Genomic DNA, 21,765 nt, shown 5'->3' with positions numbered 1-21,765 from the left:
GGACCGCCGCGCGGCGCGGGCACCACGGGGGGCGCCGTCCCGGTCCGGCCGCGCGGCAGCGCCCGCTGCGTGACGGCGTGCGCGGTCAGCACCCGGCGGTTGCGGCCGAGGGACGGCGGCAGCACCAGGTACGCGAGCCGGACCAGGCGCGGGTAGTGCTCGACGAGCGCGGCCTCGGCCTGCTCGACGTCGACGTCGACGGACCCCACGGACCCCTGGAGCCCGGCAGGTCCGGCGGGCCCGGCGGACCCGTCGGCGGACGGGCCCGCCGGCGGGTCCGGGGGCGGTGCGGCTGAGGGTGACTGCTGAGACGGCACATTCAGCAGAACGAGTGACTCGTGCGATGGTCACAGTTTCAGGAGAGCTGCCAGCCGCTGAACTCCACCGTGCCGCGCGTCCCGTTGCCCCCGTTCGTCGCGCTCATGAACAGGCCGACGTCCTGCGCCGCCGCCGCGCCCGGCACCGCCACCGTCGCGACCGTCCGCCACGTCGCCCCGTCGTCCGTCGAGCACGCCCCCGTGTACGACCCTCCGGTGCGGGTCAGCCGCAGCAGCACCGGGGCCTCGACCCCCGTGATCCGCTGGTACGTGTCCAGCGTGCCGTCGCCGTTCGCGTCGTAGGAGAGCACCACACCGTTCGACGGCGTCACCGACAGGTTCACGAAGCCCCGCGCGCCCGGCTCGTCCAGCGCGTTGCGCACGATGATCCCGCAGCGCGCCCACGCCCCGGTCGCCGCCTGCGCGTCCACCCGCAGCCGCACCTGCGACCCGTCCGCGAAGGCCCCCGCGCGGTACGCCGTGCCGAACTCCGTCGTGCCCTTCCACAGGTCCGAACCGCCACCGTCGATCGCGAACCGGTCCGCCAACTGCCCGAACACGGCGGCGTTCCCCGTGTACGTCCGCCAGCCCTCGTCCAGCGGTCCCGCCTCGAACAGCGTCCCGCGGTGCCCGTACGTGATCCGGTCCTCGCCCTGCGGCCCGTACGCCACGTCGAGCGTGTACGGCAGCGGGCGCAGCGGCCGGTCCAGCGGGGTGCCCGGGGTGTCCGCCCGCCAGGCCACCGTGCCCTCGCCCGCCGGGGCCACGCGCGGCAGCGAGGTCGCGCCCTGCGGCGACGCGTCGATGCCCTTCAGCGTGAAGTCGACCCGGCCTGTCGCCCGCAGCCCGTTGACGTTGCGGAACGTGGCCGCCACGCGCGCGTGCCCGCCCGGCGGGAGCGCGGCCGGCTCCGCCGTCACGGTCAGCGCGCCCTGGTACGGGGCCCGCGCCAGGACGTCGTGCACCCGGGCCGCCGTCCGGTACGCGTCCCCGTACGGCCGCAGCGGATAGTCCTTGCGCTCCCGCGTCCATGGCTCCTCGAACGCGAACCAGTCGACCGCGTCCGGCTCCCGGCCCGCCGCCAGCGCGTCCTGGAGCGCGTCCAGCCACTTCTGCCAGCGCGGCAGGTAGAAGTCCGCCGTCAGACCGTGCCACTCGCGGTTGGCGTACTCGTGCAGATGCCCCGGGTCGGACGTCGCCCGGTCGCCCCACACCGTCAGCAGCACCTTCGCGCAGCGCTCGAACTCGGCGCGCTCCGCCTCGCTCGTCGCCATCGCCCGCGCGTCCTGGATCCAGGGGCCGAGCAGGAACGCCGGGACGGTGCCCGTCACGTCGTCCGACAGCCGCATCAGTTTCAGCCACAGCGCCGACAGCGCCCTGAACGCGGCCGCGTCCTTCGCCGCGTACGCCGACTCCAGCTGGGGCAGCAGCTGCCGGCTGCGGTGCGCGAGTGCCTGCCGGGCCACGTCCACCAGGTCGTAGCGGTACGCGGCGCTGCGTCTCAGGCTCCCCGCCACCCCGAGCAGCCCGGTGAGCGCCGCGTCGAAGCGGGCCGGATCGTAGGCGAGGGCGTTCGGCGCGTAGTACGCGGCCTTGTCCGCCGCCAGGTCGGGCCGCGCCGCGAACAGCGAGTCGTGCGGGTCGGACCGCTCGCGCGCCGTGTGCCGGTACGCGGTCTCCTGCAACGCCTGCCACGCGGCGCGGGCGTCCTTGTCGCGCCGCCCGTACCGCAGGTCCGCGTACCCCGCGAACCACGCGGGCAGGTCCAACCGGTCGTCCGTCCACGCCAGTTCGGACCACAGCTCGAACGCGGCCGGGTCCCGGTCCGTGCCCTCCGGCATGTACGCCGTGCCCGTGAGCGCGCTGTCCCCCTTGTCGCGCCACGCGAAGAACTTCTCGTTCCAGATGTGCGCGCGGGCCCCGATCGTGGTGCGCCCGCCGAAGTTGGGGATCGTGCCGAACGCGTACGGGGTTCCGCCCCAGTCCTTCTCCCGGTCGGTGACGGTCGAGTACCGGTCGGAGACGCCGTCCACGATCAGCATCTTCTTCTTGTCGATCGCGTCGAGGAGCGCGGGCAGCGGGTTCGCCTCCCAGCCGAGGATCACCCAGGTGGCGCCCGGCCTGTTCGCGCGCAGGGCCTTCTCGACGCCGCGCGCCGCGTCCCCGACGGGCACGTCGCCGGCGGTACCGCCCTCGTGCAGCAGGTCCATCTTGAACGCGTCGGCCTCCCCGAACACGTCCTTCTGGTGCCGGTAGAAGGAGTTCGCGACCTGCGCGAAGGCGTCCGTGCGCGGGTCCAGCCAGTCCGGCCGCTCGAAGCCGTGCCAGGTGCCCTGCGGCACGACGTGCGCGTCCCCGCCGTTGCGCTCCACGAAGCCCTTCGGCGCGTGCCCGTAGTAGCCGGGCAGCACCGGCCGCATGCCGAGCTCGCGCAGCCTGCGGGTGATCCGCGCGCCCAGCGCGGCCCGGTCCGCGATCACCTCGGGCGACAGCGGGCCGCCGTACCCGGACAGGTTCTGCAGCAGCCACCACGGCTGGTGCGACGGCGCGGGCAGCCAGGCCCGCGCCTCCTCGTCGCTGTACCCGAAGTCCTTCAGGACCCGGTGGTAGACCGCCTCCATGCCCGCGACGACCAGCACCTCGTTGCAGCCGTGCAGCGCGAGGACGTCGATCATCCGCTCCCAGTAAGCCCAGCCGGCGAACGGCGCGGTGTACCCGTCGTTGGTGTCGTTCAGCGCGAACCGGTGGGGGAGCGCCGTCGACCGCTCCACCGGCCGCCCCGGCGCGGGCAGCCGGTCCGGCAGGTCCAGCTGGTCGCCGTTCCAGGCGATGTGCGCCCCGCACGTGTACTTCAGGTACCAGTGGACGCCCGCGAGCAGCACGGCCGGGGTCGTCCCCGTGACCCGGATGCGGCCCCGCTCCCCGGACACCCGGAAGCGGTCGGCGCCGGACGCCCCCTGAGCGGGCGTCAGTCTCAGCTCGAACTGCCCGGCGTGGTGCGGCAGTCGCCGTTTGAGCGCGGCGCGGGCCGCCGACGTATCCACTGCGGGAGCGGCCTGCGCGGCCGCCGGGACGGACCGGCCCGCGAGGGCCGTACCGAGCCCGACGGCCCCCGCCGTGCCGAGAACCGTGCGCCGTGTCGGTGCGGACATGCGTGGAACCCCCCTGCGTCGCGAATGGTGCGGCGCACGCTAACGGGAGGGACGCGGGTGCTCAACGGTGCGCGCGGAGTCGGCGGGAACGTGTCGCTGCTCCCGGGCCGGACGACCCGCCACGGGACACGGCACGCATCACGCACGACGAACCAGGGGAGTACCGATGAGGAAGACGCTGACGGGACTGGTGCTGGCCGGGGCGCTCGCCGCCGCGGCCGGCTGCACGGCGGGGGACGAGCAGCCCGAGGTGCACGCCCCGCGCGTGGCCACCGGCACCCTCGAACAGCTCGCCCACCGGGCCGGCTGCACCCCCGACGTCCAGACCGACGCGGCCGAACTGCGCCAGGCCGGCTGCGGGAACGGCGACGACCGATGGATCCTGGCCACCTTCGCCACCGACCGCGGCCAGGCCGAGTGGCTGGACACCGCGGACGACTACGGCGGCACCTTCCTCGTCGGCCGCCGCTGGGTCGCCGTCGGCCCCGAGCCGCTCATGACGGAGCTGCGCGGCCGGCTCGGCGGGACCGTGGAACGGTCCTCCTCGCACCACTCGGGGAGGAGCGGTGGGGGTCACGAGGAGGGCGCCCACTGACCTGCAGGTGGTCGGTGGGCACACGGGTCCCGGCCGAGCCCGCCGCGCAGCGGACCCGGGTGGGGCGAGGAGACGAGGGGAGGGGCTCAGGTGCAGCGGTCGCCGCGGTTGATGCAGGCGGCGACCCGCCGCATCAGCCGGTCGTCGAAGACGTTGATGAAGTCGCCGTGGTCGGTCACCGGCTTGTGCAGCTGCTCGGGGAACGAGTCGACGGCGAAGCCGGGACCCGGCGGCACGTCGTACACGATCCGCTGCACGAGCTGCGGGATGGCCTTGAAGCCCTGCGGGCAGGCGCCGGTCGCCGGGTCCTCGAAGGACACGTGGGTCCGGTGGTTGGCGCTGTCGGTGTTCGCGCCGTCCCAGCAGCTCTGGAAGCGGAAGCTGCGCACGACCTTCGAACCCTCGGGACAGATCGGGTACTTGTCCTTCAGCTGCCGGTCCTCGAAGCCGGTGCAGCTCCACGAGGCGTTGGCGTTCGCGTCGCCGTTGGTGAAGGCCTTGGCGTCGCCCGTGATGATGCGCAGGAAGCGTGGCATCGGCACGACCTTGCCCGCCGGGTTCCCGTCGAACGTGAGCGTCACGGACGACGGGGTCCGGATCTCGCCCACGTTCTGGTCCTTGCCGCCGCCGTCGGCGCCCGCGTCGTTCTCGTCCGTGCCGTTCTGCAGCCGCAGCACCGGCCAGTAGTACGTGGACCGGTCGCCCCGGTTGCGGCAGCTGGTGTCGCCGGCCGCGAGGTCGTCGTCGCTCGCGAAGGCGTCGGTGGCCTGGTTGCCGACGTAGTCGTGCATGTGGTGGGCGCCGTTGCTCACACCGGGCGCGACGATGACGTTGTCCGGGTTGAACTTGCCGTTCTCGTTGACGCCGCACTTGGTGGTGAAGGTGCCGCGGGAGGCGCCGCGCCGGTTCGGCGCGGTGCGCACGTTCGGCTGGACCGAGCGGATGTCGACGAAGTCGCTCGCGTCGGGGCCGTTGCCCTGGTCCCCGCCGCCCTGGTCCCCGCCCTGCGGCGGCGCGCCCGACCCGGACGGCTGCGGCGTCCCGGACTGCCCGGGCTCTTCCGGCTGCCCCGACTGCGGCGGCTGCTGCGGTTGTTGCGGCTGGTCGGAGGCGCGGCCCGTGCACGCGGCCATGCCGTCGATCCCCTGCGGCGGACGGCCCCCGGCCCGCCGGATGTCCTCGCCGATCCGGCCCAGCGCGGCGCCCCGCTTGTCCTTCAGCGGGCCGAGAATGCTGTTCTGCACGAACCGCGGGTCCCGCGCGGCGGCGTCCCGGTTGTCCGCGAGCCGCTGATACGCCTCGGTGATCTGTGTGTCGAGTGCGGCCAGTTCACCGTCGACCGGGCCGCGCGCGCCGTCCGGCACGTCGGGCAGCGCCGTCCCGACGTCCGGGCAGTCGATCGTGGCCACCTGCCGCTGTGCGGCTCCCGTCGCGTCCTGCGCCGTCCGCTGCTGTGCGCCGCCCGGTTCCTCGTGGGCCGACGCGTACACGTTGACCGCGGCCAGCCCGCCGCCGCCGAGGAGCAGCGCGGCCGACGCGACGGTCATGCGCGTCGCCAGCGAAGAGCGCCTTTTCCTTGAGGTGCGTCCCATGGGACTACGTACGGAAGAAGGGGCCCGTGTGTTCAACGGGCCCTGGAATCAAGGCCGTCAGGACGTCCCGGCGCCCCGGTCCAGATAGGCGATCACGGCCAGCACCCGGCGGTTGTCGTCGTCCGAGACGGGCAGCCCGAGCTTGAGGAAGATGTTCGAGGTGTGCTTGGCGACGGCCCGCTCGGTGACCACCAGCTGTCCGGCGATCGCCGCGTTGGACCGGCCCTGCGCCATCAGTTCGAGGACCTCCAGCTCGCGCGGGGTGAGCCCGCCGAGCGGCTGCTGCGCCTCCCGCCGCGACAGCAGCTGCTGGATCACCGTCGGATCCATCGCCGTCCCGCCCGCCGCGACCCGGCGCACCGCGTCGACGAACTGCTCGGCGTCGAACACCCGGTCCTTCAGCAGATATCCGACCCCGCCGTTCCCGTCCGCGAGCAGCTCGCGCGCGTACAACTGCTCCACGTGCTGGGACAGCACCAGGACCGGCAGCCCGGGCCGGGCCCGCCGCGCCGCGAGCGCGCACTGCAGGCCCTCGTCGGTGTGCGAGGGCGGCAGCCGTACGTCGACGACGGCGACGTCGGGGTCCAGCTCGGCCAGCGCCTTGGTGAGCTCGGGCCCGCTCTCGACGGCCGCCGCGATCTCGAAGTCGAAGGCCTCCAGCATCCGCACCAGACCGTCCCGCAGCAGGAACAGGTCTTCGGCTACGACAACACGCAAGGGATCTCCATGGTCACCATGGTCGGACCGCCCGCGGGGGAGCTGACGGCGAGGACACCGTCGAATGTACCCAGCCGCCGCTCGATCCCGGCAAGGCCGCCGCCCGCGCCGACCGTGGCACCGCCCCGGCCGTTGTCCGTGACCGCGATCCGCAGCTGCCCCGCGTCGTGCCGGATGTCCACCCAGATCCGGTCGGCGCCCGCGTGCTTGACCGCGTTGGCGAGGGCCTCGCTCACCGCGAAGTAGGCCGCCGACTCGACCGGGGCGTCGGCCCGCCCCGCCGCGTCCACGCCGACCTCGGTGGGCACCGGCATGCGCAGCGCCAGCGCCCGCACGGCGTCGCCGAGCCCGCGCTCGGCCAGCACCGGCGGATGGATGCCGCGCACCAGGTCGCGCAGTTCGGTCAGTGCGTCGGCGGAGGACTGCCGGGCCCGCGCGACCATCTCCTTCGCCTTCTGCGGGTTCTTCTCGATCAGCGCCTCGACGGTCCCGAGGTCCATGCCCATCGCGACGAGCCTGGCCTGCGCCCCGTCGTGCAGATCCCGCTCGATGCGCCGCAGTTCGGCCGCGGAGGTGTCCACCGCGTCCTTGCGGGTCTCGGTCAGCACCCGTACCCGCTCGGCGAGTTCACCGTCGGAGGGCGCGAGCACCGCCCGCGTCAGCTGGAAGTGGACCTTGAGCAGCGCGGGCGTCACGAACAGGCCGGTCGCGAGCAGCACCGCCGCCAGCAGCCCGGCGAGCAGCGCGGTGCCCTGGCCGGCGATCGGCACGAACCCGTACCAGTAGCCGACGTGCGTGCCGTCGGTGAAGACCCGCCACAGCCCGGCCGCGATCACCAGCCCCTCGACCGGGTAGAAGACCAGCGCCGCGGGCACCAGGGCCGTCACGAACCCCGCGATCATGTCGACCGGCAGCCACCGCAGGTCACGCCAGGTCGCCGGGTCCGCGAGCATCAGCCGGCAGCGCTCCAGCTGCCCGATGACACCGGTCCGCAGATCGTCCGGGAACGGCCGGTACGTGGCCGGGATGCGCACCCCGCACCACTCGGCGGCGACGGCCCGCCGCCAGTTCGCCCAGTGCCGCACGAGCTGCAGCACCCAGGGCGTGGTCAGGGCGCCGACCCCGAGCAGGATGAAGGCGAGCGACAGGACGGTCACGACGAACAGCGTCACCGAACCGGCGAGCCCGACCACGGCCAGGGCCAGTGCCCGCAGCCCCGCAAGGAGGGTGCTCCGCGCCCTCGTACCCATCCGTGTCTCCGTTCCCGTCCACCGGCCGATCCGTCCCTCCCAGTGTGGGCGCTGGACGGGGCCGCCGTCAGTGGGAACGGCACCCGGGCCGGGGTGTCACCAGGTACACCCCGGCCCGGCGGGGCCGCCCGGGTCAGCGGCCGGCGGGCGGTGTGTACCGGTAGCCGACGCGGCGCACGGTCTGGATCGTCCTGCGGTGCTCGGCGCCCAGCTTGCGGCGCAGCCGGGCGACGTGGACGTCGACGGTGCGGCCGTCGCCCACGTGCCCGTAGCCCCACACGGTGGTGACGAGCTGGTCGCGGGTGTGCACCCGGTGCGGATGGGCGACGAGGTGCGCGAGCAGCTCGAACTCCAGGTAGGTGAGATCGAGCGGCCGGCCGTCGACGGTGGCGGTGCGCTCGTCCCCGTCGATGCTGATCAGGGCGTCGCCGCCGGCCGCGGCGGGCGTCCGGGGCGGGGCCGGCTCGGGCAGCAGCGGCTGCTGGTCGGCGGGGACGAGGACGAGGTAGCCGATCATCGGCGGCCGGCCCGGCAGCGCGGGCAACGTGTGCGGCGGGGCGGGCAGCAGCGTGGCGCCGGGCGGCAGGAACGCGGAGACGTCGAGCTGCGGGGCGGGCGGTGCCACCTCGTCCTGCTCCACGGCGCGCAGCCGGTGCCGGGCGGGCGCGGCGGGCGTGGCGGTGGGAGAGGGGGCAACGGAGAGCGGGCGGGCATGTGCCATGAGTGGTCAACTCTTTCGCGCGAGAGGCCGTCTGGAGAGGACGTACGTCGTGCGCGCCGACCGGAGGCCGTGCGACCCGTGCGGACGGGGACGGCTTTAGAGGGCCTGCGCGTTCACCGCGCGGCAACACACCCGGTCGAAATCGTGGTGCTGACGGGACGGCCAGAACGGCTCGAGGTCGTGACGACCCTGCGCGCTGGTGTTCTGGAAGTCGGCCATGCCCTTATTGAAGCAGATGGAACCCGAGAACAAGAGGGCGCCCGCGATGCGAGCGGGCGCCCACGGCCGAACCGGCCCGTTCATGGCCGGAATCAGACCTGTCCGGCCTTCTCCAGCGCCGAGCAGCAGGTGTCGACGAGCAGCCGCGTCACGACGTACGGGTCGACGTTGGCGTTCGGGCGGCGGTCCTCGATGTAGCCCTTGCCGTCCTTCTCGACCTGCCACGGGATGCGCACCGAGGCACCGCGGTCCGAGACGCCGTACGAGTACTCGTTCCACGGCGCGGTCTCGTGCAGGCCGGTCAGCCGGTCGTCGATGCCGGCGCCGTAGTTCTTCACGTGGTCCATCGGCTTGGAGCCCTCGCCGAGCGACTCGCAGGCGGTGATGATCGCGTCGTAACCCTCGCGCATCGCCTTCGTGGAGAAGTTGGTGTGCGCGCCCGCGCCGTTCCAGTCGCCCTTCACCGGCTTCGGGTCGAGGGTCGCGGAGACGTTGAAGTCCTCGGCGGTGCGGTAGAGCAGCCAGCGGGCCACCCACAGCTGGTCGGAGACCTCCAGCGGGGCGAGCGGGCCGACCTGGAACTCCCACTGGCCCGGCATGACCTCGGCGTTGATGCCGGAGATGCCGAGGCCCGCCTTGAGGCAGTTGTCCAGGTGCGCCTCGACGACGTCGCGGCCGTGGATCTCGTCGGTGCCGACGCCGCAGTAGTAGCCGCCCTGCGCGGCGGGGAAGCCGCCGACCGGGAAGCCGAGCGGGCGCTCGCCCTCGAAGAACGTGTACTCCTGCTCGATCCCGAAGACCGGCTCCTGCGCGCCGAACTTCTCCTCGGTCCCGGCCAGCGCGGCCCTGGTGTTCGACTCGTGCGGCGTCATGTCGATGTTGAGGACCTCGCACATGACGAGCACGTCGTCGCCGCCGCGGATCGGGTCCGGGTACACCGCGACCGGCCGCAGCACGCGGTCGGAGGCGTGGCCCTCGGCCTGGTTCGTCGACGATCCGTCGAAGCCCCAGACCGGCAGCGTCTCCGGGCCGCCCGGCGTGCCCGCGACGATCTTCGTCTTGGAACGGAGCTTGGCCGTCGGCCGGGTGCCGTCGATCCAGATGTACTCAGCCTTGAAGGTCACGGGGCTACGTCCTTAGGGAGCGGTGACTGTCTGGCCCGCAGCCTGTCAACGGGCGATTTCCCGCCCGTTGCCCGTCGGTGAACCCCGTGTTACCGGCCGCGCGCCGGCTTCCCGCGGCCCAGTGCGTCCCGTACGGCCTCCTCGCTGCGGCCCACCACGGCGGTGCCGTCCTCGGCCGTGATGATCGGGCGCTGGATCAGCCGGGGGTGTGCGGCGAGTGCCTCGACCCAGCGGTCGCGGCTGCCCGCGTCCTTCGGCCACCGGGCGACCCCGAGCTCCTTCGCGACGGCCTCGCCGGTGCGCGTGATGTCCCACGGCTCCAGGCCGAGCCGGTCGAGGACGGCCCGGATCTCGTCCGGGTCCGGCACGTCCTCCAGGTACCGGCGGACGGTGTAGTCGGCGCCCTCCGCGTCGAGCAGCGTGAGGGCGCTGCGGCACTTGGAACAGGCGGGGTTGATCCAGATCTCCATGGCCCCAGGGTAGTCCCCGGCATCCGCTCAAGTGCCGTCTGGCCAGCGGCTTTTGTCAGTGGTCCGCAGTAGAATAGAAGCAGTGTTCGAGAGCTTCGGGGGCTCTCGGCTCCGCGACAGGAGGATGCCTGTGACCGCCACTGCCGCACCCGCGCTGTTCGATCTGCCGTACGCACCGCTCGCCAAGAGGCCGCTCCCCGCGGGGCGGCCCCGTGACTGGTACATCACCCACAACCGACGCCTGAAGGCCATGCGTCTCGCGATAGCCCTGCTCGACTCGGGCGTCTACCTTCCGCAGCACGCCCACAACCGGCGGATCCGTGCGACCGCCGAGCTCATCGGGATCCGGCCGCCGTCGGACACGACGTGCCACATGGTCCGCACGCTGATGAGGTACGCGCGCTGAGCCGACGCGTGCCTCGGCCGAACCGGCACCGGGTTCCGACCCGGTGCCGGTTCCTGCGTCGCCGGGTGCGCTCCGGTGGAGCCTCTCGCGGGCGCGGGGCCGCATCCCACGGTCACCGCGCCGCCAGCTCCCGCTCCAGCGGCGTACGGAAGCGCGGCGTCACCAGGACCCCGCCCAGACAGGCCGTCACCCGCTCGGCCTCCGCCTCGACGGCCGCCACCCCCTCCCGCCCGACCGCCCCGTCCGCCCCGTCCGCCAGCAGGCGGAACACGACCTCTCCGTCCGCGCGCTGCCCCCACCCGCCCACGATCCGCCCGCCCCACCACACCGTCGGACCGATGTTCCCGCTCCGGTCGAACAGTGCGGCCCGCAGGCCGTCCGGGCAGTACCAGTCCCGCTCCCGCCACCCCATGGCCGTCGGATCGAGCGCCGGCAGCAGCGCCGCCCAGGGTGCGACCTCGTCCGGCGCGTCCACCAGGCCTGGCAGCACATGCCCCGTGCCGCCCCCGTCCAGGGACACCGCCACCGCACCCACCGCCGCGAGCGCCCGCCGCACGTCGGACACCTTCCACCCCGTCCACCAGACGAGGTCGCCCTCCGTCGCGGGCCCGCACGCGGCGAGCCAGCGCCGCATCAGCTCCGACTGCGCCTCGGCGACCTCGATCTCCGGGTGCGGCGGGGCCACCGCCCAGCGGAACCGCGTCGACGTCCAGGACCCGAGCGGCCGCCCCCGCACGACCCGCCCCTCGACCCCGAGCACCCGCATCAGCCGCGACGACACGGTCTGCTCCGCCTCGTAGCTCTTCCCCCGCCCGTACGTGAACCGCTCCGTCAACCGCGGCTCGTCCTGCGTGAGTTCGGTGACCGTGGCCTGGCCGCGCCGCTCCAGGGCCGCCAGCGCCGAGGCCTCGACCTCGGCCAGCCACGCGGGCGTGAGCCGCCCGTCGCTGCCGCTCACGATGTCCTTGAGCAGGCCGGACCGCGCCTTCGCCGCGACGGCGAGCCCCGTCGACGCGTGCACCGTCGCGGCCAGCTCCGCCGGGAACACGAACACGGTGTGCCGCATCCCGTGCATCCGCACCAGCGACCGGTCCTCGTACAGCGCCCGCTCCACGTCCGCCACGGTGCCGCCGGCGTCCACGAGCCGCGCCCCGGCCGCGAGGTACACCGTCGCCGGGTCCGTGCCGTGCAGCGCCACCAGCGAACGGGCGACGTCCTCCGCGTGCCCGGCGCGCGCGTCCGGGCTCAGGCGGTGGGCGCGCGCGAGCCGGGCGCGCCGTTCCTCGGTACCGATGTGCCGTGCGGGACTGACCGTCATGGCCGTCATCCTGCCGGACCGGTCACCTGATTGCCGCCCGTGGCATGCGGCCTCCCGGCGGCGGACCGTTGACTGGGACGAGCGGCAGTGGCGGTCGGTCCGGCGGAGGTGGTCCAGATGGCGGTGGCACGGGACGCCGTGCGCGGCACGGGCGCGGCCCTGCTCGCGACGGCCCTCCTCCTCGGCGCGGCCGGCTGCTCCGACGGCGACGGCCCCTCCGACGCCGCGTCCAGGGCCGCCGAGGTGGTGGCGTCGGCGACGGCCGAGGTGCAGAAGAAGGTCGACGGGTTCAAGGACGCCGCCGACGCGAAGAAGGACGTGCGGCTCGGCGACGTGACCCGGGACGACGGCCGCGCCACGGTGCCCGTCACCGTGACCAACGGCGCCTCGTCCACCCGGTCCTACCTGGTCGTCGTCACCTTCCGGGACCAGGGCGGCAACCGCCTCGACAGCGTCGCCCTGCGGGTGGACCGGGTCGGCGCGGGCAGGTCGAAGAAGGCGACCGCCCGCAGCCACCGCTCCCTCGACGGCGACGTCGAGGCCACCCTCGACCGCGCGCTGCGCCACTGACCGACGGCGGCCATGACCAGCCCCGCCGAGCGTGCCGCCCACGGCAAGCGCGTCCGCAAACGCCTCTCCCGCTCCGCGCACGGCCCCTGGATCCCGGCCGCGGACCGCACCGACCCGGTCGTCGTCCTCGAACGCCAGGGCGTCGACCGCCTCCCCGACCTCCTCCCGGTCCGCTACGGACGGATGGCGGCGAGCCCCTTCGCGTTCCTGCGCGGCTCGGCGGCCGTCATGGCCGGTGACCTCGCGGCGATACCCGACACCGGTCTCACCGTCCAACTCTGCGGCGACGCCCACCTGTTGAACTTCGGCCTGTTCGCCTCGCCCGAGCGGTCCCTGCTCTTCGACCTCGACGACTTCGACGAGACCTACCCCGGCCCCTTCGAATGGGACGTCAAGCGCCTCGCCGCCTCCGTGGCCGTCGCCGCCCGCGACAACGGCCACACCGACCGCCAGGCCCACCGCGCGGCCCTCGCCGCCACCGCCGCCTACCGCACCGACCTGCGCCGCCTGGCCGGCCTCGGCGAACTCGCCGTCTGGTACGAGCGGATCGACGCCCACGCGCTGCTCCCGCTGATCCGCTCGGCCCGCCACCGGCGCCGGGCCGAGCACACCCTGACCCGGGCCACCCGGCGCACCAGCCTCCACGCCCTCGCCAAACTCACCGAGACCACGCCCGACGGCCGCCGCCGCATCGTCCACGACCCGCCGCTGCTCCAGCCGGCCGGCGTCACCGACGCCGCCGCGATCCGCAAGATGTTCGGCGACTACCGCTCCACGCTCGCCGAGGACCGCCGCCGGCTCCTCGACCGGTACCGGTTCGTGGACGCCGCCCGCAAGGCCGTCGGCATCGGCAGCGTCGGCACCCGCTGCTTCATCGTGCTCCTCGCCGGGCGCGACGCCGACGACCCGCTCTTCCTCCAGATCAAGGAGGCCACCCGCTCCGTCGTCGAGGAGCACACCCCGTACCACGGCCCCTACCTGCACCCCGGCCACCGCGTCGTCTCCGGCCAGCGGCTGCTCCAGGCGGCGAGCGACATCTTCCTCGGCTGGATGACCGGCCCCCAGGGCCGCGCCTTCTACTGGCGCCAGCTGCGCGACATGAAGGGCTCCGCGGACGTCGGCGTCATGCGCCCCGAGGAACTCCTCGCCTACGCCCGCCTGTGCGGCACCGCACTGTCCCGCGCCCACGCCCGCTCCGGCGACCGCATCGCTATCGCGGGCTACCTGGGCCGCTCCGACACCTTCGACCGGGCCGTCGCCGCCTTCGCCCTGCACTACGCCGAGCAGACGGTCCGCGACCACGCGGCCCTGCGCAGCGCGATCTCCACCGGCGTCCTGACGGCCGCCCCCGGCACCTGACCCGATGATGTGGAGAACGGAGCTGAGTCGGGCTGGAGGCGACGCACCTGAGCGGGCCGTCCCTGGCTCGCCGGGAACAGTAGGCTGGGCCGAGCTGCAGGGGAATCGCCGAGCACCCGCGAGGGAGGCACGCCATGACCGCCGAGATGGTCGCACCCGACTGGATGCACACGCAGATCAGCGCGGAGCAGTACGACTCCTGGACCGAGGAACAGTGTGCAGGCATCGAGATCGTGGACGGGATGGTCGTAGTGAGCCCGAGCGCGTCCAAGCGACACAATCGGCTGGCCCGCGTCCTGGCCAACGCCCTGGACGAAGCCGCCGGCGCGGACTGGAACGCTGACACCGACTTCGACGTGCGCCTCCAGGATGTTCCCCTCACCAACCGGCGCCCCGACGTCACCGTGTACCGGGCCGACACCATCGACCTCAATCCCACGCGCCCCGAACACGTCCTCCTGGTCATCGAAGTCGTCTCCCCCGGCTCGGAGACCACCGACCGGATCGTCAAGGTCGAGCAGTACGCGAAAGCCGGGATCCCTTTCTACTGGCGCGTCGAGCAGGCCGCCACAGGCCTCCCCATCGTCTACACCTACGTCCTGGACCCCGCCGGCAAGACCTACCGGGACAGCGCCGTGTTCACCGGCACCGTCAAGGCCGTCGCACCCTTCAATCTCACGGTCGACCTCGGAGCGATCTGAGGCCGGTCACAGGGCGGCGATCGCCGTGTCACCGATACCCCGTGATGGTGGGGCAGCCCGTCAACGTCCAGCTCCTCCCGGTGAAGCTCCGGCTGAGCAGTGAAGATGGCACACCGCGGCGGTTGACTCTTGGGCCTGTCGCGCGTACGTACGAGATGCACGGGGATCCCAGCGGCTTTCAGTCGCCCCGTTCCGCCGATGACCCGGCACGAAGCGGAGGGGCTGCCTCAGCTCGCCCGTTACCGGCTGCTTCGCGCGGTGGCGCATGATGTCGCCGACTGGGAGAGCGCTGCACTGCGGTGGGTCGAGGCATACCAGCTCGGGACCCGGCGTCCGACGCGGTGTCGCGGAGCTGGACGATACGCAGGAGGGCGAAGGTCGTTGACGGACACGCATGACGACACACAAGCACTGCCGGATTTCCCCTATCACCCTGATCCAGTGGCGACGGGATCGATTGCTCCCTCGGACACGGAATGTATCTGTTGCGAACGAGTTCGCGGCTTCATCTACCTCGGCCCCGTATATGCGGTCGACGAGATCGATGAAGAACTGTGTCCCTGGTGCATCGCTGACGGCAGCGCAGCCGAGCGGTTCGGGGCGCAGTTCACCGAGGTCGAAGGCGTCGTACCACTGGACACGGTGCGTGCCATCGAGCAGCGGACACCCGGGTTCTCCGGCTGGCAGCAGGAACGCTGGCTGACCCATTGTGGCGACGGGGCCATCTTCCGCGGTCACGCCGGTGCGGCTGAACTCGCGCCGCACCCCGATGCCATTGCCGCGATCGAAGCCGACCTCGACAGGTACAGACGTGCGCCTGCCCAGGTCGACCACTTCATGTCGTCCCTGGACAAAGACGGGCAGCCGACGGGCTACGCATTTGAGTGTCGGATCTGTGGTGCATGGCTGGCCTACGCCGACTTCACCTGACAACAGGGACGCCGTGAGGCTTACGCGCCGACTGGTGGGTGCGCCCCAGATGACGACTGCTTCAGCGGTGGTCTTTCGACACCCCGACGGCGACTACGCGATCATCGTGATGTACTCCGTGGCTTCGGTGCGCGCTCGCCCGGGAGCGCGAGAGGACGATGCCGGAACGAGTGAGGGCTGCCACCCCGAAATCGGGGTGGCAGCCCTCACTGAAACGCTTGTTTCCGGCAACCCTCCCAGGTCGCCCGGACCTGATCTTTAGAGGTCGAAGTACAGCTCGAACTCGTGCGGGTGCGGGCGCAGCTGGATCGGGGCGATCTCCTGCGTGCGCTTGTAGTCGATCCACGTCTCGATCAGGTCGGACGTGAAGACGCCGCCCGCCTGGAGGTACTCGTTGTCGTCCTCCAGGGCGTGCAGGACGGCCTCGAGGTTGGTCGGGACCTGGGCGACGTTCGCGTGCTCCTCGGGAGCCAGCTCGTAGAGGTCCTTGTCGATCGGCTCGGCCGGCTCGATCTTGTTCTTCACGCCGTCGAGGCCCGCGAGGAGCAGCGCCGAGAAGGCGAGGTACGGGTTCGAGGACGGGTCCGGGGCGCGGAACTCGACGCGCTTGGCCTTCGGGTTCGAGCCGGTGATCGGGATGCGCATGGCCGCGGAGCGGTTGCGCTGCGAGTACACCAGGTTGATCGGCGCCTCGAAGCCCGGCACCAGACGGTGGTAGGAGTTCACCGTCGGGTTGGTGAAGGCGAGCAGCGACGGGGCGTGCTTGAGGATGCCGCCGATGTAGTAGCGGGCGGTGTCCGACAGGCCCGCGTAGCCCTGCTCGTCGTAGAAGAGGGGCTCGCCGCCGGCCCACAGGGACTGGTGGACGTGCATGCCCGAGCCGTTGTCACCGAAGATCGGCTTCGGCATGAAGGTCGCGGTCTTGCCGTTGCGCCAGGCGACGTTCTTCACGATGTACTTGAAGAGCATCAGGTCGTCGGCCGCGGCCAGCAGCGTGTTGAACTTGTAGTTGATCTCGGCCTGGCCGGCGGTGCCGACCTCGTGGTGCTGGCGCTCGACCTGCAGGCCGACGTTCTCCAGCTCCAGGGAGATCTCCGAGCGCAGGTCGGCGAAGTGGTCGACCGGGGGAGCCGGGAAGTAGCCGCCCTTGTAGCGGACCTTGTAGCCGCGGTTGTTCTCCACCGCACCGGTGTTCCAGGCGCCGGCCTCGGAGTCGATGTGGTAGAAGCCCTGGTTCGCCGAGGTCTCGAAGCGGACCGAGTCGAACACGTAGAACTCGGCCTCGGGGCCGAAGAACGCGGTGTCGGCGATCCCGGTGGAGGCCAGGTACGCCTCCGCCTTCTTCGCGATGTTGCGCGGGTCGCGGCTGTACTGCTCGCCCGTGATCGGGTCGTGGATGAAGAAGTTGATGTTGAGCGTCTTGTCCTTGCGGAACGGGTCGACCCGCGCCGTCGTCAGGTCCGCGCGCAGCGCCATGTCCGACTCGTGGATCGCCTGGAAGCCACGGATCGACGAACCGTCGAAGGCCAGCTCCTCGGAGGGGTCGAACGCCGTCGCCGGGATCGAGAAGTGCTGCATCACGCCCGGAAGGTCACAGAACCGGACGTCGACCATCTTGACGTCCTGGTCCTTGATGAACTTCTGGACCTCTTCGGCGTTCTGGAACCCGTGCTTCTCGGACATCCAACTCCTCCTACTCCCGGCCCGGGGAGGGGCGGGGTTGCTGCAGCTCGGTCGTGCGGCCGGTGCGGTGGCACACGCTCGGACCCGACCTTAGGCAGGCGGGATTTCTCAAGCATGACCCATTTGTTTCGCCGAAGTTAACCGGAGCGGGGGCCGGAGCCTCCGTTCGTGGCGCTGCCAGTACCGTGGAAGCGTGGACAAGAGGGAAGCAATGGGATCGTGGCTGTCCGGGCCCCGCGAGGCCCTGGAACAGTCGGGCGCGGAGTTCGGATACCGGGGCGAGCAGCTCGGTCTGCCCGAGAGCGGCCCGGGTTCCATCGCCCGGCCCGGCCGTCGCGTCGGGGCGCTCGCCGTGGACTGGGCGCTGTGTCTGCTGATCGCATACGGCCTGGTCACGCACGGCTACGACCAGGCGACCAGCAACTGGGCGCTGCTCATCTTCTTCGTGCTCAGCGTGCTCACGGTGGGGACGATCGGTTCCACGCCGGGGAAGCGGCTGTTCGGGTTGCGGGTCGTCTCGGAGGCGGGCGGCCGCCTCGGCGCCGGCCGGGTCCTGGCCCGCTCCGTGCTGCTGTGCCTGGCCGTCCCGGCGCTCGTCTGGGACCGGGACGGGCGGGGCCTGCACGACCGGCTGGCGAGGTCCGTAGAGGTCCGTATCTGACCGTGGCCGGCTGACGGCCGGTGGGGGCTGGTCGCGCCCCGCGGCGAAGCCGCTGCCTTCCAGGGGCGCGGGGAACTGCGCGACCAGCCCCCACCGGCCCGCACCCGCCGACGCAGTCTCACCCCGCACACGAAAAGGCGCCCCGAGCCGAACGGCTCAGGGCGCCATGAGTTCGGGTACGACAGCGGCTAGCGCCCCCGCCCGCCGCCCTTGGGCATCCGCATACCCTTCGGCATCGGCCCCTTCGGCAGCGGCATGTTCGACATCAGGTCACCCATGGCCCGCAGCCGGTCGTTGGTCGCGGTCACCTGCGGCCCGGTGAGCACCCGGGGCAGCTTCAGCATGGTGGTGCGGAGCTTCTTCAGCGGGGTCTGGCCCTCGCCGTCGCCCACGATGATGTCGTGGACCGGGACGTCGGAGACGATCCGGGCCATCTTCTTCTTCTCGGCCGCGAGCAGGGACTTCACCCGGTTCGGGTTGCCCTCGGCGACGAGCACGATGCCGGCCTTGCCGACCGCGCGGTGCACGACGTCCTGGCTGCGGTTCATCGCGATCGCCGGGGTCGTGGCCCAGCCGCGTCCGACGTTGTCGAGCACCGCGGCCGCCGCGCCCGGCTGGCCCTCCATCTGACCGAAGGCCGCCCGCTCGGCCCGGCGGCCGAAGACGATCGCCATCGCGAGGAAGGCGAGCACGAAGCCCAGAATCCCGAGATAGATGGGGTGACCGATCAGGAAGCCGATCGCGAGGAAGACACCGAAGGTGACGATTCCCACAGCCGCGAGTACAAGACCGATCTTCGAATCGGCCTTGCGGGTCATCTTGTAGGTCAGAGCGATCTGCTTGAGTCGCCCGGGGTTCGCAGCGTCCGCTGCAGGTTCCTTCCTCGCCATGCTTGAAGTCTACGTGTCCGGGGAACCGGCACGAGCCCCGAGGTGGGTCGGCTCCGGTCAGCCCTCGGAGGCGACCGCTTCGAGGACGCGCTGGGCCTCGACCCGGTCCTTGGCGCGACGGCGGTCCTCGAGGACGGAGGTCCAGGCGTTGCGGCGGGCGTGCCGCTGGCCGCCGCTCATGAGGAGCGACTCCACGGCACGCAGGGCGTCGGTGACGGTCGGGATGGCGGTGGCGCGAACGGGCGCGGCCTGCATGGCTGAGGTCCCCCCTCGGGAGCGGATCACGGCGTGGGCCCCTGTCGGCACGGGGTGCACGAGGCGTGATTTCAGGGTCACTCACTGGTGTTACCAGGCCGTGTCCGGACGGTCAAACGCCCATGAAGCCTGGATGTGGGCGCCCGGAACAGCGGCGCGGCCCCGACGGTCCCCTCAGCTGCGGGGACGGCCGGGGCCGCGCCGTTCCGGCCACTACTGACCGGTAACGCCTTGTGCGTGAATTCACACGGTCGGGGCTCAGACCGCCTGTGAGGCGACGTAGGAGCCCCGCTTCTCGATGGCCATCTGGTACAGGCGGCCGGCGCGGTACGAGGACCGGACCAGCGGGCCCGACATGACGCCCGAGAAGCCGATCTGCTCGGCCTCGTCCTTGAGCTCGACGAACTCCTGCGGCTTGACCCAGCGCTCCACGGGGTGGTGGCGCACCGACGGACGCAGGTACTGCGTGATCGTGATCAGCTCGCAGCCGGCCTCGTGCAGCTGGCGCAGCGCCTCGGAGACCTCCTCGCGGGTCTCGCCCATGCCGAGGATCAGGTTCGACTTCGTCACCAGGCCGTACTCGCGGGCCTGGGTGATGACCTGGAGCGAGCGGTCGTAGCGGAAGCCGGGGCGGATGCGCTTGAAGATGCGCGGCACCGTCTCCACGTTGTGCGCGAAGACCTCGGGGCGGGACGAGAAGACCTCGGCCAGCTGCTCCGGCACCGCGTTGAAGTCCGGGGCCAGGAGCTCGACCTTCGTGCGGCCGTCGGCGCGCTCGGCGGTCTGCGCGTGGATCTGGCGGACCGTCTCCGCGTACAGCCAGGCGCCGCCGTCCTCCAGGTCGTCACGGGCGACGCCGGTGATCGTGGCGTAGTTCAGGTCCATCGTGACGACGGACTCGCCGACGCGGCGCGGCTCGTCGCGGTCGAGGGCCTCGGGCTTGCCGGTGTCGATCTGGCAGAAGTCGCAGCGCCGCGTGCACTGGTCACCGCCGATGAGGAACGTGGCCTCGCGGTCCTCCCAGCACTCGTAGATGTTGGGACAGCCCGCCTCCTGGCAGACCGTGTGCAGGCCCTCGGACTTCACGAGGTTCTGCATCTTCGTGTACTCGGGGCCCATTTTCGCCCGGGTCTTGATCCACTCGGGCTTGCGCTCGATGGGGGTCTGGCTGTTGCGGACCTCCAGGCGCAGCATCTTGCGTCCGTCGGGTGCGACTGCGGACACGACCGGCTCCCTAAAGCTTTGATTCCTCGGCGTACATCAGGGTACGCCCGTGATGTTCATGGCCCTCACGGGTGGCCAACCTCTGGCCGGTGGGGCGCATTCCCCCGGTGGGGTCAGGCCGAGGCCTTCTCGACGGCGCGCGGCTTGAGATCCGCGTTCCCGAGGACGTCCTGGAGATGCCTCTCCGCGACCGGCAGCACCTCGTCCATCGTGACCGTGCGGCCCAGCTCGTACGAGAGCGAGGTCACGCCGGCGTCGCGGATGCCGCACGGGATGATCTTGTCGAAGTTCGAGGTGTCCGGGTTCACGTTCAGCGCGAAGCCGTGCATCGTGACGCCCTTCGCGACGCGGATGCCCATCGCGCAGATCTTGCGGTCCTCGTGGCGCTGGCCCGCGTTCGACGGCGCGTACTCGGGGCCGACCAGGCGGTGGTCGAACTCCTCGTCCTCGCTGCTCAGGCGCGGGTCGAAGTCGAGTGACAGCCCGCCGAGGCCCGTACGCTCCCCGATCGGATCGCCGAGCACCCAGACGCCGGCCCGGCCCTCGACGCGGGCCGCCGTCACGCCGAACTCGGCGCAGACCGCGATCATCGCGTCCTCGAGGCGGCGCAGGTGCGCGACCACGTCCACCGGGCGGGGCAGCTTCTGGATCGGGTAACCGACCAGCTGGCCGGGACCGTGCCAGGTGATCTTGCCGCCGCGGTCCACGTCGATCACGGGGGTGCCGTCCAGCGGACGCTCCTCCGGGGCCGTGCGGCGGCCCGCCGTGTACACCGGCGGGTGCTCCAGGAGCAGACAGGTGTCGGGCACCTCGTCGGCGAAACGGGCGGCGTGCACACGGCGCTGCTCGTCCCAGGCGACCTGGTACTCGACCATGTCCGCACCGAACCCCATGCGGACGAACCGGAACTCACTCACGGCAAGTGCCTCCCTTAAAAACCTTCACCGTGCATATATCGCGCCCCGAGCCACTGTACGGCGCCCGGATCGCGGGCCGATCCGTCAGTGACTCCGTCCCATCGTCACACGATCGGATGAAGGCCCCGCGAAGACCCCGTCCCGAGGTGGTATCGCCGCTAAATTCGCGCCGTTCCAAGGGGGCTGCAGCACGGCCCGGAAGGCAGGAGACCGCACAGCTGATGACGGAACGACCTCCGCAGCGCACACCGAACCGCCCGCTCGCCGCGCTCATCGCGGAGGCGGGCTTCTCCAACGCGGGGCTCGCCCGCCGCGTCGACCAGCTCGGTCTGGAACACGGTCTCGACCTGCGCTACGACAAGACGTCCGTGACCCGGTGGCTGCGCGGCCAGCAGCCGCGCGGCACCACACCCGCGCTGATCGCCGAGGTCTTCACGAGGCGGCTCGGGCGCCGGCTGTCCGCCCAGGACCTCGGGCTCGACGCGTGCGCGCCCGTGTACGCCGGCCTGGAGTTCGCCGCGTCGCCCGAGGAGGCCGTCGACATCGTCAGCGGCCTGTGGCGCAAGGACTCCGGCAGTCACGCCGAGCTCCGCAAGATCGCCTTCACCCCGGCCGGGCTCGTCGTGCCCAGCCGGGACTGGCTGATCGGCCGCGCCGACGAGCGGGTCGCCCGGGGCGAGGCCCCGCCCCGGGT

21 protein-coding genes and 2 pseudogenes are annotated in these 21,765 nt (G+C 72.1%); 8 read left to right on the top strand and 15 right to left on the bottom strand.

The annotated features are described in order from the left end of the window. Together GTW43_RS37495 and GTW43_RS12935 are read right to left on the bottom strand one after the other, a co-directional pair. Nucleotides 1-317: pseudogene (locus GTW43_RS37495) on the bottom strand (hypothetical protein); the annotation flags it as partial. Nucleotides 318-355: 38 nt separating this feature from the next. Then, nucleotides 356-3,469 (bottom strand): alpha-N-acetylglucosaminidase, encoded by a 3,114-nt coding sequence (locus GTW43_RS12935; protein WP_161301806.1) that lies wholly within the window; start codon nt 3,467-3,469, stop codon nt 356-358. 166 nt (nt 3,470-3,635) lie between these two features. On the opposite strand from GTW43_RS12935, the gene GTW43_RS12930 reads away from it, so the two are divergent. Next, on the top strand, nt 3,636-4,064 hold the full coding sequence (locus GTW43_RS12930) for a hypothetical protein (protein ID WP_161301805.1): 429 nt from the start codon (nt 3,636-3,638) through the stop codon (nt 4,062-4,064). Nucleotides 4,065-4,150: 86 nt separating this feature from the next. Here the strand turns inward: GTW43_RS12930 and GTW43_RS12925 are convergent, their stop codons facing one another. The 7 genes from GTW43_RS12925 to GTW43_RS12900 form a co-directional block, all read right to left on the bottom strand. Next, complete coding sequence (locus GTW43_RS12925) at nt 4,151-5,656, bottom strand: DUF1996 domain-containing protein (protein ID WP_161301804.1); 1,506 nt, start codon at nt 5,654-5,656, stop codon at nt 4,151-4,153. 57 nt (nt 5,657-5,713) lie between these two features. Beyond that, nucleotides 5,714-6,373, bottom strand: coding sequence for a response regulator transcription factor (locus tag GTW43_RS12920; RefSeq protein WP_161301803.1), 660 nt, complete (start codon nt 6,371-6,373; stop codon nt 5,714-5,716). Continuing rightward, complete coding sequence (locus tag GTW43_RS12915; RefSeq protein WP_161301802.1) at nt 6,358-7,623, bottom strand: sensor histidine kinase; 1,266 nt, start codon at nt 7,621-7,623, stop codon at nt 6,358-6,360. Before GTW43_RS12915 ends, GTW43_RS12920 begins: the two co-directional genes overlap by 16 nt. A gap of 133 nt (nt 7,624-7,756) precedes the next feature. Further along, entirely contained in the window at nt 7,757-8,344 is a 588-nt protein-coding gene (locus GTW43_RS12910) for a winged helix-turn-helix domain-containing protein (protein WP_161301801.1), read from the bottom strand. Nucleotides 8,345-8,440: 96 nt separating this feature from the next. Further along, complete coding sequence (locus GTW43_RS38010) at nt 8,441-8,647, bottom strand: hypothetical protein (RefSeq protein WP_237536565.1); 207 nt, start codon at nt 8,645-8,647, stop codon at nt 8,441-8,443. 8 nt (nt 8,648-8,655) lie between these two features. Next, nucleotides 8,656-9,687: a glutamine synthetase gene (gene glnII / locus GTW43_RS12905; RefSeq protein ID WP_161301800.1), complete on the bottom strand. Its 1,032-nt coding sequence runs from the start codon at nt 9,685-9,687 to the stop codon at nt 8,656-8,658. Between the two features lie 89 nt (nt 9,688-9,776). After that, nucleotides 9,777-10,157 carry an arsenate reductase family protein gene (locus GTW43_RS12900; RefSeq protein ID WP_161301799.1) on the bottom strand — a complete coding sequence of 127 codons (381 nt, stop codon included), beginning with the start codon at nt 10,155-10,157 and terminating at the stop codon, nt 9,777-9,779. Between the two features lie 124 nt (nt 10,158-10,281). Between GTW43_RS12900 and GTW43_RS12895 the strand changes: the two genes are divergently transcribed. Then, nucleotides 10,282-10,563 (top strand): hypothetical protein, encoded by a 282-nt coding sequence (locus GTW43_RS12895; protein ID WP_161301798.1) that lies wholly within the window; start codon nt 10,282-10,284, stop codon nt 10,561-10,563. A 112-nt stretch (nt 10,564-10,675) separates the two neighbouring features. On the opposite strand, the gene GTW43_RS12890 is transcribed toward GTW43_RS12895, so the two are convergent. Then, complete coding sequence (locus GTW43_RS12890; protein WP_161301797.1) at nt 10,676-11,881, bottom strand: winged helix DNA-binding domain-containing protein; 1,206 nt, start codon at nt 11,879-11,881, stop codon at nt 10,676-10,678. Between the two features lie 117 nt (nt 11,882-11,998). Between GTW43_RS12890 and GTW43_RS12885 the strand changes: the two genes are divergently transcribed. From GTW43_RS12885 to GTW43_RS12870, 4 genes are all read left to right on the top strand, one after another. Continuing rightward, the gene (locus tag GTW43_RS12885; RefSeq protein ID WP_161301796.1) at nt 11,999-12,451 is read left to right on the top strand and encodes a hypothetical protein; all 453 of its coding nucleotides are present in this window, start codon (nt 11,999-12,001) and stop codon (nt 12,449-12,451) included. Between the two features lie 12 nt (nt 12,452-12,463). Next, entirely contained in the window at nt 12,464-13,810 is a 1,347-nt protein-coding gene (locus GTW43_RS12880; protein WP_161301795.1) for a DUF2252 domain-containing protein, read from the top strand. A 134-nt stretch (nt 13,811-13,944) separates the two neighbouring features. Further along, nucleotides 13,945-14,511, top strand: coding sequence for a Uma2 family endonuclease (locus tag GTW43_RS12875; RefSeq protein WP_161301794.1), 567 nt, complete (start codon nt 13,945-13,947; stop codon nt 14,509-14,511). Between the two features lie 381 nt (nt 14,512-14,892). Beyond that, the gene (locus GTW43_RS12870) at nt 14,893-15,441 is read left to right on the top strand and encodes a CbrC family protein (RefSeq protein ID WP_237536566.1); all 549 of its coding nucleotides are present in this window, start codon (nt 14,893-14,895) and stop codon (nt 15,439-15,441) included. A 258-nt stretch (nt 15,442-15,699) separates the two neighbouring features. On the opposite strand, the gene glnA is transcribed toward GTW43_RS12870, so the two are convergent. Beyond that, nucleotides 15,700-17,124: a type I glutamate--ammonia ligase gene (gene glnA / locus GTW43_RS12865; protein WP_161301792.1), complete on the bottom strand. Its 1,425-nt coding sequence runs from the start codon at nt 17,122-17,124 to the stop codon at nt 15,700-15,702. A gap of 193 nt (nt 17,125-17,317) precedes the next feature. Between glnA and GTW43_RS12860 the strand changes: the two genes are divergently transcribed. Next, nucleotides 17,318-17,785 (top strand): RDD family protein, encoded by a 468-nt coding sequence (locus GTW43_RS12860; protein WP_161301791.1) that lies wholly within the window; start codon nt 17,318-17,320, stop codon nt 17,783-17,785. A 188-nt stretch (nt 17,786-17,973) separates the two neighbouring features. On the opposite strand, the gene GTW43_RS12855 is transcribed toward GTW43_RS12860, so the two are convergent. From GTW43_RS12855 to lipB, 4 genes are all read right to left on the bottom strand, one after another. Continuing rightward, on the bottom strand, nt 17,974-18,675 hold the full coding sequence (locus tag GTW43_RS12855) for a DUF4191 domain-containing protein (RefSeq protein ID WP_161301790.1): 702 nt from the start codon (nt 18,673-18,675) through the stop codon (nt 17,974-17,976). A gap of 57 nt (nt 18,676-18,732) precedes the next feature. Continuing rightward, complete coding sequence (locus tag GTW43_RS12850) at nt 18,733-18,930, bottom strand: hypothetical protein (RefSeq protein ID WP_161301789.1); 198 nt, start codon at nt 18,928-18,930, stop codon at nt 18,733-18,735. 258 nt (nt 18,931-19,188) lie between these two features. Beyond that, nucleotides 19,189-20,154: a lipoyl synthase gene (gene lipA / locus GTW43_RS12845; protein WP_161301788.1), complete on the bottom strand. Its 966-nt coding sequence runs from the start codon at nt 20,152-20,154 to the stop codon at nt 19,189-19,191. Nucleotides 20,155-20,267: 113 nt separating this feature from the next. After that, nucleotides 20,268-21,071, bottom strand: coding sequence for a lipoyl(octanoyl) transferase LipB (lipB, locus tag GTW43_RS12840; protein WP_161301787.1), 804 nt, complete (start codon nt 21,069-21,071; stop codon nt 20,268-20,270). Nucleotides 21,072-21,292: 221 nt separating this feature from the next. Here lipB and GTW43_RS12835 point away from each other — a divergent pair. Further along, a pseudogene (locus GTW43_RS12835) lies at nt 21,293-21,765 on the top strand (regulator); the annotation flags it as partial.

Source organism: Streptomyces sp. SID5785 (assembly GCF_009870065.1).
Lineage (GTDB): Bacteria > Actinomycetota > Actinomycetes > Streptomycetales > Streptomycetaceae > Streptomyces.
This window is presented reverse-complemented; position numbering and strand designations above follow the sequence as displayed.

What these genes read in the sequence shown, in the direction of transcription:
- GTW43_RS12935 (WP_161301806.1), bottom strand. Translation starts at nt 3,469, where the DNA reads ATGTCCGCACCGACACGGCGCACGGTTCTCGGCACGGCGGGGGCCGTC.
- GTW43_RS12930 (WP_161301805.1), top strand. Translation starts at nt 3,636, where the DNA reads ATGAGGAAGACGCTGACGGGACTGGTGCTGGCCGGGGCGCTCGCCGCC.
- GTW43_RS12925 (WP_161301804.1), bottom strand. Translation starts at nt 5,656, where the DNA reads ATGGGACGCACCTCAAGGAAAAGGCGCTCTTCGCTGGCGACGCGCATG.
- GTW43_RS12915 (WP_161301802.1), bottom strand. Translation starts at nt 7,623, where the DNA reads ATGGGTACGAGGGCGCGGAGCACCCTCCTTGCGGGGCTGCGGGCACTG.
- GTW43_RS12910 (WP_161301801.1), bottom strand. Translation starts at nt 8,344, where the DNA reads ATGGCACATGCCCGCCCGCTCTCCGTTGCCCCCTCTCCCACCGCCACG.
- GTW43_RS38010 (WP_237536565.1), bottom strand. Translation starts at nt 8,647, where the DNA reads ATGAACGGGCCGGTTCGGCCGTGGGCGCCCGCTCGCATCGCGGGCGCC.
- GTW43_RS12900 (WP_161301799.1), bottom strand. Translation starts at nt 10,157, where the DNA reads ATGGAGATCTGGATCAACCCCGCCTGTTCCAAGTGCCGCAGCGCCCTC.
- GTW43_RS12895 (WP_161301798.1), top strand. Translation starts at nt 10,282, where the DNA reads ATGCCTGTGACCGCCACTGCCGCACCCGCGCTGTTCGATCTGCCGTAC.
- GTW43_RS12890 (WP_161301797.1), bottom strand. Translation starts at nt 11,881, where the DNA reads ATGACGGTCAGTCCCGCACGGCACATCGGTACCGAGGAACGGCGCGCC.
- GTW43_RS12885 (WP_161301796.1), top strand. Translation starts at nt 11,999, where the DNA reads ATGGCGGTGGCACGGGACGCCGTGCGCGGCACGGGCGCGGCCCTGCTC.
- GTW43_RS12880 (WP_161301795.1), top strand. Translation starts at nt 12,464, where the DNA reads ATGACCAGCCCCGCCGAGCGTGCCGCCCACGGCAAGCGCGTCCGCAAA.
- GTW43_RS12875 (WP_161301794.1), top strand. Translation starts at nt 13,945, where the DNA reads ATGACCGCCGAGATGGTCGCACCCGACTGGATGCACACGCAGATCAGC.
- glnA (WP_161301792.1), bottom strand. Translation starts at nt 17,124, where the DNA reads ATGTCCGAGAAGCACGGGTTCCAGAACGCCGAAGAGGTCCAGAAGTTC.
- GTW43_RS12855 (WP_161301790.1), bottom strand. Translation starts at nt 18,675, where the DNA reads ATGGCGAGGAAGGAACCTGCAGCGGACGCTGCGAACCCCGGGCGACTC.
- GTW43_RS12850 (WP_161301789.1), bottom strand. Translation starts at nt 18,930, where the DNA reads ATGCAGGCCGCGCCCGTTCGCGCCACCGCCATCCCGACCGTCACCGAC.